Below are 10,348 nucleotides of genomic sequence, written 5' to 3'. Positions count from 1 at the left end.
GCGGTTTTGTACGAGATATTGCTTACCCGTGAATTTATCTACGTACATTGTTGCGTTGTCGTAGTATGTGTTGTTGTAGTATGCTTTGTTGTTGTATGTGTAGCTGTAGTATGCGCCGTTGTGGTATGCGCCGTTGTTGTATGCGTTGTTGTGGTATGCGTTCATCGTGACTATCCTCTATTGTTCGTTGCGTCTGTGTCTTAGCACTTGCGAATCATCTACCTTTTCATACGCCGGTAGCGGCTACTTCGTGGGCTTTCCTTGCCTGTTCGCTGTGTGCCTTTGATGAATCAAATATATGCGTAATACGCAAATGCGTCAAGCGCATATTTGCGATTGTTTTCTTGTTGTTGTTCATCATTTTGTTTTTAAAGCAAATTTATTTAAAAAAATTTGTTGGGGAGTGTCTGGAGGTGTAATTCAACTTAGGTTTTAAAACAGAACCTAGAGGGGGATTGGCAATGAAAACCCAGCATATGAGCTGGGTGATGGTTATTTTTTTGAGGGGTTCTTTTTGTTTTTGGGGTGGGTATCTTTGGAATTTTCATATCTTCCATAGATGAACACTCCGGCCAGTGAGGCTAGCACTGTGGTCATCAATGTGGTTGCATACCCGGATTCGCCGCTATATATCATGTAAACAGCTACACCAGATATGATTAAGACGCAGAGAAGTGCAAATATTTGCCCGATCCTGTCTTTCCAAATGTCACCAGAGAGTGATTTTCGTCCTTGTTCTTGTCGAAAATGTTGAGCGCTTCTTGCCATGTCGACAATTTCTTTTGCTAATCCTGGATATATTTGATCATATTTAAACAATTCATCGGCATCAGGTAGTGGACCAGAACGAAGGGTGGTAACTTGCATTATCATTCCAATTCCTTCGGGCCGTAATGCAAGTTTTTGTAAAACTTCTGGGTTTTTTATTACCTCATTAACCAGTAATTCAGTTTTACTGTCTTTTGCGTCACTGGATGATGGTGTTGACTGATTAATAATTTGGTCTGGTTTCTTCGTGCTTGGCGATCTTCTTTTGTGCATTGTCTTTCATTGAGTCCTTGATGTAGCTTCCAACAGAACTCCAATCATCTCTGATTAATTCTGTGTCTGTTGGTAAGTCTCTGTATTCGCTATAGTTACTTGAAGGATTGATATCAAGAATAGAGCCCATAGAGCGAAGAAAACGTTTAGTTGCTTTTTTCATATGGATTGCCTCGGTAGTAAAGTAAATTTACCATTGGTGTAATTATATACCATATTCAAAACATGGGGTATAGATGTGTAGTTGTGTTCTATCCATGCCGCCTCATTTGTTGTGATTGACTAACAAGTACTTTACCTTCGATGTGCAGCATTTTACATTCATCTTTTGTGATTGACCACGTTTCATATCTGTCATTATCAGATATCACCTTTAGTTCAAATTTAACTTTTTGAAGACGTTTTACATACAAATCTCCGTTAAAATAGAAAACGTATATTCCATCACCATCAAAAAACGTGATGTTAGTATCAACGAATATCAGATCACCTGATTCGATTGTACCTTCCATTGAATCCCCACGAACGTTGATTAGCGCTACAGATCCTTCTGGCCTGCCACCGAATATCGTATTCGCATATCGAGCGGTATATTCAATAGATCTAATTACCTCAATAACATCATTAATTGCACTACCGAAGCCAGCACTAGCTGAAACATCAAGTACATCAACTTTATACATACCGCTCTCCTTAGAGTCAGTTTGTGAATTGGGACTGACTTTATTTACAGTACCCAAAACGTCATTTGATGAAAAGAGTTCAGCAACTGGAACAGATAGCGCCTCAGCGATCTTATTTAGTATTGAATCACTGTAACCTTGTTTTCCCCTCTCAAGGCGAGACAAATTTCCGACATCGCTGTCTATAGCTGTCGCCAGATCAAGGAGTGTCATTTTCTTCGCTTGGCGAAGTTTTCTTATTTTTTCACCTATTTTCATGAGCCTATTACATTCTAATAATGCGTTTCGCGCAAAGCGTGTTGCGCATATTTTTTGCGTGGTGTAATATGCGTTATACGCATTTAAAAGGAGGTAAATATGAAAACACCACTTCGAAAGATACGCATAGAAAAAGGATTAACTATTTCCGAAGTTTCCAAGGCAACAAGCGTTGATATTGGAAACTTAAGCAGGATTGAGCGAGGGATACAAAGTCCTTCACTTGATACCGCTGAGAAATTATCTCGTTACTTCAAGGGTGAGATCAACGAAATGCAAATTCTTTACCCAAAAAGATATATGGCTGATGCGATTCACATAGCGCAACAGTGTTAATAATACAAACAGTCAAGTTTAGCTCGCATGCTCTTTAACAATCCGCGTCCTACGCTGCAAAGTGTAGATTCCCTGTTTAAGCAATAGGGATTCCCTGCCAGACGGGGAGCGTAACCCAACAATTGGGTTATTAACTTTTTAATTAACTTAGGAAAGTATGACAAATGAATATCGCAATGGAACGCAAAACTAAAGAAATCGAGTCACGAATAAGAAAGGGGATCATCGTTACCGGTCCGAAGCATGTTGCTGATGCGGTTGGCGTGCATCAATCACAGATAAGCCGCTGGCAAGCAGAAGAGACGGGCTTTGTGACTAAAGCCGCTAAGTTACTGGCTGCTATTGGGTTTGAAGCCCCTGTAAGCGAAGTGATCATTCATGGAGAAGAAACAGCACAGATAGCTAAAGCGTTGCAGGAGATGCTATCTCACTTAAGAGAAAGCGCCCCGGCTGCGGGAACAGGCGAGGCTAATCAAATATGAATCAAGCGGGGGAAATGAGAGTTCCCCTATACCACTAACAGGTGAATTATGCACTTAGAAGAGATGGAAGTCCATGATGAAGTGATAAGGCATGCGGAACTCCCTAAGAACTTCAGATCAAAAGGTTGGATATATGTTTTGAGTAATAGTTGCATGCCCGGCGTTTATAAAGTTGGTATGACAACCAATGCACCAGAAACTAGAGCCAGAGAACTCTCATCAGCGACTGGTGTTCCAGTTCCGTTTGTAGTTGAAGCTGCATTTTTCTCAGAAAATCCAGGGAAAGATGAGGCTGAAATTCACGACTTCCTTGACCGTTATAGAGTGAATGAGTTAAGGGAATTTTTTAAGGCTCCTCTGAAAGAGGTTTTGTATGCCTTTCATGAGTATGGACTGAAAGGTAGGGATGAAAAAATAGAAGAAATAGCTATTTATAACCACGTAATAAGCACCGAAAAACTTGACGAATTAAATATTGATTCTCTTTTTGAAGATCTTGGATTTGATACTTTTGGAAATAAATTAGCCATAGCTGAAAGGCTAATAAGAATATCTGTTGAGCTTATTAAATCCGCACACCGAAAAGGGCTCTCTTTCTATTTCAATGATGGTGATTTAATTCTAATAGAACCAGCGGATCAACAGCATCTAAGAGAACACTGCAAAATTGAAGAACCGAAGATGCCTAAATTTATAGAGGACTTAATCAATGGCTAGGTCACGAAATATTAAACCCGGCTTTTTCACAAATGATGATTTAGCTGAATGCGAACCATTAGCGAGATTATTATTTGCTGGCTTGTGGACTATTGCCGATCGCGAGGGTCGGCTTGAAGATAAACCTCGTAAAATTAAAGCAATGGTATTGCCGTATGACGATACAGATTGTGACAAATTACTTGCTCAGTTACATGATAAAAACTTTATCACCAGATATGCAGTAGATGGAAATGAGTTTATTCAGATTAATAACTGGAAGAAGCACCAAAACCCACACTGCAAAGAAGCGGCTAGTGAAATACCCGAACAGGTAACGCAAGGTGCTGATAATAAAGAAGCACCAGAAGAGCACCATGCAAGTATGGTGCAAGCATCAGAAGAGCATGAAACTGATCCTGCTGATTCCCTTAACCTGATTCCTGATTCCCCTAACCCTAACCCTATAAACACCCAAGCCGATGAACCGGCTTGTGCTGATGAAAATCAAAATCAGTCTGCAAGCGTTCACTCGATGTCGAGTAAGTATGCATTTGAGGGGCAGGTGATCCGTTTAAACAACAAAGACTACTCGGCGTGGGAGAATCTATACACGAATATCGATTTGCAGCATGAGCTACAGAGATTGGATTTGGAGTTTCAGTCTGAAAAGCCGAAGAATTGGTTTATCACTGCCAGTCAGAAATTGAACTACCAGAACAATCAGCAAGCTAATCGCTACAAGCGGCGGGTTGGTGATCGCATTGCTCAACCAGTACGCACAGAGCAATTTATTTCGGAGGATTTCTAATGAGCATGGCACAAACTCTGGCTCGTTTTCGTCGGATGATGCCTGAACATATCAAGCCAAAATTCACTAATGCTGATGATTTAATGGAGTGGCATCGTAAGCAGGGCGAGATTGACTCAAAACGCATTGCAGAAGAGAACCGGGTGAATCGCTTAAACAGAATCATGGGGCGCTCTGGCATCAGCCCATTGCACCAAAATTGCACGTTTGAAAATTACATCACTGATACATTGGAGCAACAAAATGCGCTGGCGAAAGCTAGGCGCTATGCTGAGAATTTTGGTCACTCGTTTGGTGGATTTATTTTCAGTGGCAATCCCGGTACCGGGAAAAACCACTTGGCAGCGGCCATCGGAAATCATCTCATTCAGAATGGCAAGAGTATACTGATTGCTACTTTGCCTGATTTGATGATGCGGGTACGTGAAACCTATCAACGGGATGCGAAAATCAGCGAATCTGCCTTGGTTGATGATTTGTGTGAAGTTGATTTGCTGGTGCTCGATGATGTCGGAGTGCAGAGAAAAAATCTGAATGAGGACCTGATAATTTTCCAGGTGGTTGATCGGCGTCTGGCAAACAAAAAACCGGTTGGCGTATTAACCAACTTGCCACAGCAACAGCTTGCTGATGTGTTAGGTGAGCGGGTGATTGATAGGTTGAGAATGGGATCGCCGATGGCTATCGGATTCACATGGGATAGCTATCGTCGGCAAGTTAAATAACCTATAGGAAGGACTTTTAAATGATTTATGACACTAAATTGCCGCATTATCTGACCCTTGATAAATGTCCGTTCTGTCAATGTAGTGCCGAGTTATTTGCTGATGGTGAAGGTATTTATGCGGGGTGCATTGGTGATAAATGCTTAATTAAGCCGATTACTCTCACGTACAGAACTAAGCGAGATGCTATCAGAGCGTGGAACTTACGAGCGCCAAATTCTGACTCAGATCCGATAATTCATATCGGCGGAAAATTAAAGGTTGTAGAAGGGGAAATAATATGAAAATAAAAATAGAAGATTTGACAAGCTGTGCATTAGATTATGCTGTTGCTATTTGTGATAGTTGGAATGCTGATTATTTAAATAAGAATCTTGATGCTATACCTGAATACTCAACAGATTGGAGTGAGTGCGGTAATTTAATTAATGAATATGCAATTGAATTTAAATGGATTAGTGATGCAACAATTGAGGCTCATTCTTATTTACTAAATGATGCACGTGGATGGGGAGATAATCACTTAGAAGCTGCTTGTAGAATGATAGTGATTGCCAATTTTGACAAAGAAATCGAAATACCTGATGAGCTATTAGGATAAATAACGGGGGTTAAATGGAAGCTGATTTTTGTTTTCACGAATCGAATAAATCTCAGGCGTGGGAAATATTGAAAGAAACCCTTCAAACGAGACAGCCGCACAGAATTATTATTAAACCGTGGAAAAATAAACGCTCATTATCTCAAAATGCCACGGCACATTTGTGGTTCGGTGAGATAAGTCGTTACCTTATTTCTAACGGTGCCAAATATTCACCGGAAGAGGTTAAGGAGATGCTTAAGCATACATTCTTGGGCTATGAAGTTATCGAGATAATGGATGTCACTACGCAGCTTACAGAGCGTGTCAGGACACTTAAGCGGACATCAAAACTCGACACAGGGGATATGTTTCAGTTTATGGAAAGAGTTGAGCAATGGGCTGTGAGTATTGGTTGTTTCGTGACTATCCCGGCAAATAGCGAATATATGAAATTAAAACAGGAGCAAGATAAATGATAGCAGGTAATAAACACTGGTGTAACTTCTGTGGTAAATCACAAGATGAAGTAAACGCGATAGTATCAGGCAACAACGTTGATATTTGTGATGGTTGTGTTCTTCGCTGTGTTGGGACGCTAATATTGAAAGATGGAAATAAATTAAATGAGTCAACAAACATCACAGACTCAGCGAGTCATCAATAATCTAATCTATAACGTTCCCAAAAATAAAAAATCAAAGCCAGTTCCCGCAGAGTCCGAAGTTAAAACGTTTGATTACGTTCATGAGCTATTGCGTGCAAAGTGGGATAGACGGAGAAATAGAAATGAAAAAACTTCGAATAAGAAAGTGCAAGGCGTGCCGTAGAGAATATCAACCCGTTCGGCAATTACAAAATACGTGTTCAATTGAATGTGCAATAGTTAAAGGCAGTAAAGACCAAAAAAAGAAAAAGGAAAAATTAGAGCGGGAACTTAAAAAGAAACAGCAACAAGAATTAGCAGAGAAAAAAGATAAACTTAAAGCCCGTCGATTAGCAATAAAGCCCCGCAGTTATTTTATTCAGCAAGCCCAACGTTCTGTTAATGCATATATTCGTTATCGCGACAAAGATAAGCCCTGTGTTTCATGTGGGGCATGTGAATCTTCTCGATGGGATGCAGGGCACTATAGAACAACCTCAGCAGCGCCACAATTACGCTTTGATGAGCGCAATATTCAACGGCAATGTATTGTCTGTAATCAGCATCACTCGGGGAACCTGGTTCTATATCGAATTGAGCTTATTGAGCGGATTGGCATTGAAGCCGTTGAAAATATCGAGAGTAATCATGATCGGCATAGATGGACTATTGAAGAGTGCAAAGCGATCAAAGCTGAGTTTGATGAGAAATTGAAGAAACTCAGGAGCTTAAGCAATGACAATCTTCACTGATATATCGGCTGCGATTGATGAAGCCAGATATCTCCATTCAAGAACAAGAAATTATGAACTCACTAAAGAGCAACACGATTGGGTCGATAACTTGTTGAATCTCTGGGGGGCATGGGTCTATAGCGGTCGTATTGATAAATGCAAGATGAACATGATTTATAAATTCATGGTAAGCGTAGAACCCAGAAAAAATCAAGATAGGCCGATGTGTAATGATGATGATGGAATGCTGATTTCTCAGGTCGTCGATTCCGTCATGTGCATTGATCAGAGGGCGTACGGTATTTTACTGAGTTACTACGCTCATGGAGCCTCAAAACTGGCAATCGCATCTTATTATCACAAGGTCGCAAATCCCCGCAAAATGATGACGCGTTCGGGAGGCAGGCTTAAGAAGCCATCACATAGAACATGCCGGAGAGAAGTTGACGAAATTCTCAGCGCTAGCGTTTACATGTTGTACCAGCCTCTAAAAAATGCATTTAAAATACGTAAACGTGTATCTAAAGTTAAAAAAATTGCATAGAACGTGTTGACATCAATGACCAAATGGACAACAATTATAGGGTAAGATTGCCGTAACTGTTTCTTAGGTGTCTTCGCCAAATCCCAAGCCTCGCTATTCCGCGAGGTTTTTTCATATATAAAGCACATTCCAGGTCACGATTATTCGCGGCCTTTTTCTTTTCACGCCCGTTTAACGGGGTATCAATCCCCAACGGGGGTGGAAATATGAAGATGAAAAATAATCCTGATTTGTGGGCTGAATTAATAGACGGCTTAAAACATTCGTGGCCGCAGGTATCCGGCACCGCAGCAGCAATAATAATTTGCTGGGGACGTCTGATTTATGACGGAGTGGAATGTAAAAACAAATGGGCTGAATGCCTGTTATGTGGAGTTCTGTCATGGGCTATATCAAGCGGCATTGAAGCGTTCGGCATTTCATCCGGTGTATCTCCGATGATCGGTGGGGCTGTGGGATTTATCGGTGTTGATAAAATCAGAGAAATGGCTATCCGTGCCATCGACAAGCGAATCGGTGATGACAAATGAGCCGAGGCATCCGAAATAATAACCCTGGCAATATCCGTTGGGGTGATGACTGGCAAGGCTTGATCCCTGCATCACAGCGTACTGATAAATCTTTCTGTCAGTTTGTCAGTCCTGAATATGGTCTTCGGGCGATGATTAAAATTTTGCATAATTACAATCGGAAATATGGCCTTAAAACAGTGAAAGGGATTATTTCACGATGGGCCCCCACTAATGAAAATAATACTGATACCTATATTAACCACGTATGTAAAGACACGGGAGTGACTGGCGATCAGGTTGTTGATGTATTTAATAAAGTATTTATGACAGAGCTTATTAAGTCCATTATTACCATGGAAAATGGTAGTCAACCTTATAGCAATGAGGTCATTGATAAAGCATTTTCACTTTTGTAGAGCGATATTATGAAGTTTAACTCTCGTGGTTATACTGTTATTGCACTAGCGCTTGTTTCGCTGGTGGCTTATCACTATTACGGTAAGTATACCAAACAGCTTGATACGACAGTTAAGCTACAGAGTGAGTTGCTGGAGCAGCAGAATGAAATCGTTAATCAGCAGGAGAGGATAAGGCTCCTGTCTGAGCTGGATAATCAGCATACAAAGGAACTTGCCAATGCCAAATCTAAAATTGATGTTCTGCGCAATGATGTTGCCGCTGGTCATCGCCGGTTGCGCATCGCGGCCACCTGTAATCAAGGCGAAGCCGGTTCCTCCTCCGGCGTGGTTAATGCAACCTCCCCACGATTTAACCCAACAATTGAACAAGATTATTTCGATCTCCGAAAAATGATTGTTGAAAACGAGCAGCAAATAAAATATTTGCAGGACTACATCAAAACTCAGTGTCAGCAATAGAAAGACGGAAAAGCGAGACATAGCCCCGCTGAATTAATCAACCTATCTTACTTACGATAGGAATAGACATCCTTAATGTGCTTATGGAAATACCGCCCCTTAGAAGGTGCATTCATCAATCCTTGGTGTATCTGTGGAGGAACACCATAGTATTGATATATCCCACCATCACGGAAAGCTATTTCCAATGTTTTTGTAGCTTGGTTATAACCAACAGAATGAAGGTTTGAAGATGAAACAGGAACTCGATTCACTTTCTAAATCTCCTCTATATGGGAAAAGTCCCGAGGAAATATTAGAATATTTTAACAGATATAACTTTGTAGACGATCACGGACACAAGTTAGAACTATGCCAAGATTTTATAGATCTTGTGAAGTTATTCACAAAATAAAGAATATCTAATCAATGAGCCTCGGTTAATCCGGGGCTTTTTTATATCCGAATTTCACCGCGCACCTCATGCGCATTCAAACCCAAAAAACCTGTTTAGGAAATAGAGCCTGAGAAATTCAGTATTGTGCTGATTCTTTGGTCTGATTTTCTATGAGGCAGGCTCTATCTCTAAAAAGGTAAAGCACAATGAACACATTAACTTTCAAAAATCACACTATTGTTCCTTTCGATAATCATGATGGGAAAACCTGGTTCACGAGCAAACATCTTGCAGAGTTGCTTGAATATAAAAATGAGAAGTCTGTAACTAACCTCTTTAACTCAAATAAAGATGAGTTCACTAGCGATATGACAATGGTCACTGAATCAATGACCATTGGAATAAACAATAGCTTACGTAAGAAGAAGGTCAGAATTTTCTCTATCAGAGGTTCTCATTTAATTGGCATGTTGGCAGATACAAAAGTCGCTAAACAACTTCGTCGCTGGCTATTGGATTTAGCAGACAAGGAGAATCAGACAGATCTCTCTTTGATGGACATGGAAAGCTTAAAGTCACTGACACTTGGTGAAATGCAGAATCGGCTGGTGGCCGCTGATAAGTGGTCTTATAGCAACTTTGGTAGACCGGGTAGTGAAATGATGAATCTTCGTAAGCGTCATCTAAAGAAACTCCGCAAGGCCAAGCAAGTTATTCTGGAATTATCGCAGCTTACTTTGCCCGGCTTTGATGACTTCCCGGGCGGAGAACCGCAGACATGAATCATGAGCAATTCATCGCTAAGAACATCCAGGCCGAGTTAGTTAAGCTCGGCTTTTCTTCATCTATAGCGTGTATGGCAAGTGATAAGGCAGTCGATCACTATCGTCGCAGTTCGTCAGCGAGCAGAAAGGGCAAGATGTATGACGACTGTCTGCACATAGCGAAAGCGTGGGCAAGTAAATACAGCTCAGTTAAGCCACCCCCAAAGTGAGGACCTCGACTGACATATGATAAAGTAAATAGTCAGTTGGAGGGGTAAAGGA

At 40.9% G+C, this 10,348-nt stretch carries 20 protein-coding genes; 16 read left to right on the top strand and 4 right to left on the bottom strand.

Annotated features, from left to right (window positions below):
- Positions 1 to 492: 492 nt before the first annotated feature.
- The 3 genes from AAC155_RS01640 to AAC155_RS01630 form a co-directional block, all read right to left on the bottom strand.
- Positions 493 to 1,041 carry a DUF2335 domain-containing protein gene (locus AAC155_RS01640; protein WP_113040775.1) on the bottom strand — a complete coding sequence of 183 codons (549 nt, stop codon included), beginning with the start codon at positions 1,039 to 1,041 and terminating at the stop codon, positions 493 to 495.
- A complete protein-coding gene (locus tag AAC155_RS01635) occupies positions 992 to 1,204 on the bottom strand; it encodes a hypothetical protein (RefSeq protein ID WP_146748037.1) in 213 nt (70 codons plus the stop codon). Before AAC155_RS01635 ends, AAC155_RS01640 begins: the two co-directional genes overlap by 50 nt.
- A gap of 88 nt (positions 1,205 to 1,292) precedes the next feature.
- Entirely contained in the window at positions 1,293 to 1,982 is a 690-nt protein-coding gene (locus AAC155_RS01630) for an XRE family transcriptional regulator (protein WP_113040774.1), read from the bottom strand.
- A 99-nt stretch (positions 1,983 to 2,081) separates the two neighbouring features.
- Between AAC155_RS01630 and AAC155_RS01625 the strand changes: the two genes are divergently transcribed.
- The 15 genes from AAC155_RS01625 to AAC155_RS01555 all read left to right on the top strand — a co-directional run bounded on the left by AAC155_RS01625 (position 2,082) and on the right by AAC155_RS01555 (position 8,926).
- Positions 2,082 to 2,318, top strand: a complete 237-nt coding sequence (locus AAC155_RS01625) for a helix-turn-helix domain-containing protein (protein WP_113040773.1) — start codon at positions 2,082 to 2,084, stop codon at positions 2,316 to 2,318.
- A gap of 164 nt (positions 2,319 to 2,482) precedes the next feature.
- Positions 2,483 to 2,800 (top strand): CII family transcriptional regulator, encoded by a 318-nt coding sequence (locus tag AAC155_RS01620; protein ID WP_113040772.1) that lies wholly within the window; start codon positions 2,483 to 2,485, stop codon positions 2,798 to 2,800.
- A gap of 48 nt (positions 2,801 to 2,848) precedes the next feature.
- On the top strand, positions 2,849 to 3,517 hold the full coding sequence (locus tag AAC155_RS01615) for a GIY-YIG nuclease family protein (protein ID WP_113040771.1): 669 nt from the start codon (positions 2,849 to 2,851) through the stop codon (positions 3,515 to 3,517).
- Positions 3,510 to 4,307, top strand: a complete 798-nt coding sequence (locus AAC155_RS01610; protein WP_113040770.1) for a hypothetical protein — start codon at positions 3,510 to 3,512, stop codon at positions 4,305 to 4,307. Before AAC155_RS01615 ends, AAC155_RS01610 begins: the two co-directional genes overlap by 8 nt.
- Complete coding sequence (locus AAC155_RS01605; RefSeq protein ID WP_113040769.1) at positions 4,307 to 5,032, top strand: ATP-binding protein; 726 nt, start codon at positions 4,307 to 4,309, stop codon at positions 5,030 to 5,032. The genes AAC155_RS01610 and AAC155_RS01605 overlap by 1 nt, the downstream gene beginning before the upstream one ends.
- Before the next feature lie 20 nt (positions 5,033 to 5,052).
- Positions 5,053 to 5,316: a Lar family restriction alleviation protein gene (locus tag AAC155_RS01600; RefSeq protein ID WP_113040768.1), complete on the top strand. Its 264-nt coding sequence runs from the start codon at positions 5,053 to 5,055 to the stop codon at positions 5,314 to 5,316.
- Positions 5,313 to 5,633 (top strand): phage protein NinX family protein, encoded by a 321-nt coding sequence (locus AAC155_RS01595; protein ID WP_113040767.1) that lies wholly within the window; start codon positions 5,313 to 5,315, stop codon positions 5,631 to 5,633. Before AAC155_RS01600 ends, AAC155_RS01595 begins: the two co-directional genes overlap by 4 nt.
- 14 nt (positions 5,634 to 5,647) lie before the next feature.
- Positions 5,648 to 6,091 carry a YbcN family protein gene (locus AAC155_RS01590; RefSeq protein WP_113040766.1) on the top strand — a complete coding sequence of 148 codons (444 nt, stop codon included), beginning with the start codon at positions 5,648 to 5,650 and terminating at the stop codon, positions 6,089 to 6,091.
- Positions 6,088 to 6,279: a ClpX C4-type zinc finger protein gene (locus AAC155_RS01585; protein WP_113040765.1), complete on the top strand. Its 192-nt coding sequence runs from the start codon at positions 6,088 to 6,090 to the stop codon at positions 6,277 to 6,279. The genes AAC155_RS01590 and AAC155_RS01585 overlap by 4 nt, the downstream gene beginning before the upstream one ends.
- A complete protein-coding gene (locus AAC155_RS01580) occupies positions 6,239 to 6,442 on the top strand; it encodes a NinE family protein (protein WP_113040764.1) in 204 nt (67 codons plus the stop codon). Before AAC155_RS01585 ends, AAC155_RS01580 begins: the two co-directional genes overlap by 41 nt.
- The gene (locus AAC155_RS01575; protein WP_113040763.1) at positions 6,402 to 7,010 is read left to right on the top strand and encodes a recombination protein NinG; all 609 of its coding nucleotides are present in this window, start codon (positions 6,402 to 6,404) and stop codon (positions 7,008 to 7,010) included. Before AAC155_RS01580 ends, AAC155_RS01575 begins: the two co-directional genes overlap by 41 nt.
- The gene (locus AAC155_RS01570) at positions 6,994 to 7,536 is read left to right on the top strand and encodes an antiterminator Q family protein (RefSeq protein ID WP_113040762.1); all 543 of its coding nucleotides are present in this window, start codon (positions 6,994 to 6,996) and stop codon (positions 7,534 to 7,536) included. The genes AAC155_RS01575 and AAC155_RS01570 overlap by 17 nt, the downstream gene beginning before the upstream one ends.
- A 212-nt stretch (positions 7,537 to 7,748) precedes the next feature.
- Positions 7,749 to 8,066, top strand: coding sequence for a phage holin, lambda family (locus tag AAC155_RS01565; protein ID WP_113040761.1), 318 nt, complete (start codon positions 7,749 to 7,751; stop codon positions 8,064 to 8,066).
- Positions 8,063 to 8,464, top strand: coding sequence for a structural protein (locus AAC155_RS01560; RefSeq protein ID WP_113040760.1), 402 nt, complete (start codon positions 8,063 to 8,065; stop codon positions 8,462 to 8,464). Before AAC155_RS01565 ends, AAC155_RS01560 begins: the two co-directional genes overlap by 4 nt.
- A gap of 9 nt (positions 8,465 to 8,473) precedes the next feature.
- Positions 8,474 to 8,926, top strand: a complete 453-nt coding sequence (locus AAC155_RS01555; RefSeq protein ID WP_113040759.1) for a lysis protein — start codon at positions 8,474 to 8,476, stop codon at positions 8,924 to 8,926.
- Positions 8,927 to 8,973: 47 nt separating this feature from the next.
- Here the strand turns inward: AAC155_RS01555 and AAC155_RS01550 are convergent, their stop codons facing one another.
- The gene (locus AAC155_RS01550; RefSeq protein ID WP_113040758.1) at positions 8,974 to 9,180 is read right to left on the bottom strand and encodes a KTSC domain-containing protein; all 207 of its coding nucleotides are present in this window, start codon (positions 9,178 to 9,180) and stop codon (positions 8,974 to 8,976) included.
- A gap of 328 nt (positions 9,181 to 9,508) precedes the next feature.
- Here AAC155_RS01550 and AAC155_RS01545 point away from each other — a divergent pair, with 328 nt between their 5' ends.
- Complete coding sequence (locus tag AAC155_RS01545; RefSeq protein ID WP_113040757.1) at positions 9,509 to 10,084, top strand: BRO-N domain-containing protein; 576 nt, start codon at positions 9,509 to 9,511, stop codon at positions 10,082 to 10,084.
- The last annotated feature ends 264 nt before the right edge of the window (positions 10,085 to 10,348 follow it).

Source organism: Photorhabdus sp. HUG-39 (genome assembly GCF_963878365.1).
GTDB lineage: Bacteria > Pseudomonadota > Gammaproteobacteria > Enterobacterales > Enterobacteriaceae > Photorhabdus > Photorhabdus kayaii.
The sequence above is the reverse complement of the archived record's forward strand: the minus strand, read 5'-3'. Positions and strand labels throughout refer to the sequence as shown.

Excerpts from the sequence above, each read along its gene's own strand:
- AAC155_RS01615 (WP_113040771.1), top strand. The coding sequence starts at position 2,849 with ATGCACTTAGAAGAGATGGAAGTCCATGATGAAGTGATAAGGCATGCG.
- AAC155_RS01590 (WP_113040766.1), top strand. The coding sequence starts at position 5,648 with ATGGAAGCTGATTTTTGTTTTCACGAATCGAATAAATCTCAGGCGTGG.
- AAC155_RS01555 (WP_113040759.1), top strand. The coding sequence starts at position 8,474 with ATGAAGTTTAACTCTCGTGGTTATACTGTTATTGCACTAGCGCTTGTT.
- AAC155_RS01570 (WP_113040762.1), top strand. The coding sequence starts at position 6,994 with ATGACAATCTTCACTGATATATCGGCTGCGATTGATGAAGCCAGATAT.
- AAC155_RS01575 (WP_113040763.1), top strand. The coding sequence starts at position 6,402 with ATGAAAAAACTTCGAATAAGAAAGTGCAAGGCGTGCCGTAGAGAATAT.
- AAC155_RS01630 (WP_113040774.1), bottom strand. The coding sequence starts at position 1,982 with ATGAAAATAGGTGAAAAAATAAGAAAACTTCGCCAAGCGAAGAAAATG.
- AAC155_RS01585 (WP_113040765.1), top strand. The coding sequence starts at position 6,088 with ATGATAGCAGGTAATAAACACTGGTGTAACTTCTGTGGTAAATCACAA.
- AAC155_RS01545 (WP_113040757.1), top strand. The coding sequence starts at position 9,509 with ATGAACACATTAACTTTCAAAAATCACACTATTGTTCCTTTCGATAAT.
- AAC155_RS01635 (WP_146748037.1), bottom strand. The coding sequence starts at position 1,204 with ATGAAAAAAGCAACTAAACGTTTTCTTCGCTCTATGGGCTCTATTCTT.
- AAC155_RS01600 (WP_113040768.1), top strand. The coding sequence starts at position 5,053 with ATGATTTATGACACTAAATTGCCGCATTATCTGACCCTTGATAAATGT.
- AAC155_RS01560 (WP_113040760.1), top strand. The coding sequence starts at position 8,063 with ATGAGCCGAGGCATCCGAAATAATAACCCTGGCAATATCCGTTGGGGT.
- AAC155_RS01640 (WP_113040775.1), bottom strand. The coding sequence starts at position 1,041 with ATGCACAAAAGAAGATCGCCAAGCACGAAGAAACCAGACCAAATTATT.
- AAC155_RS01565 (WP_113040761.1), top strand. The coding sequence starts at position 7,749 with ATGAAAAATAATCCTGATTTGTGGGCTGAATTAATAGACGGCTTAAAA.
- AAC155_RS01595 (WP_113040767.1), top strand. The coding sequence starts at position 5,313 with ATGAAAATAAAAATAGAAGATTTGACAAGCTGTGCATTAGATTATGCT.
- AAC155_RS01610 (WP_113040770.1), top strand. The coding sequence starts at position 3,510 with ATGGCTAGGTCACGAAATATTAAACCCGGCTTTTTCACAAATGATGAT.
- AAC155_RS01605 (WP_113040769.1), top strand. The coding sequence starts at position 4,307 with ATGAGCATGGCACAAACTCTGGCTCGTTTTCGTCGGATGATGCCTGAA.
- AAC155_RS01580 (WP_113040764.1), top strand. The coding sequence starts at position 6,239 with ATGAGTCAACAAACATCACAGACTCAGCGAGTCATCAATAATCTAATC.
- AAC155_RS01625 (WP_113040773.1), top strand. The coding sequence starts at position 2,082 with ATGAAAACACCACTTCGAAAGATACGCATAGAAAAAGGATTAACTATT.
- AAC155_RS01620 (WP_113040772.1), top strand. The coding sequence starts at position 2,483 with ATGAATATCGCAATGGAACGCAAAACTAAAGAAATCGAGTCACGAATA.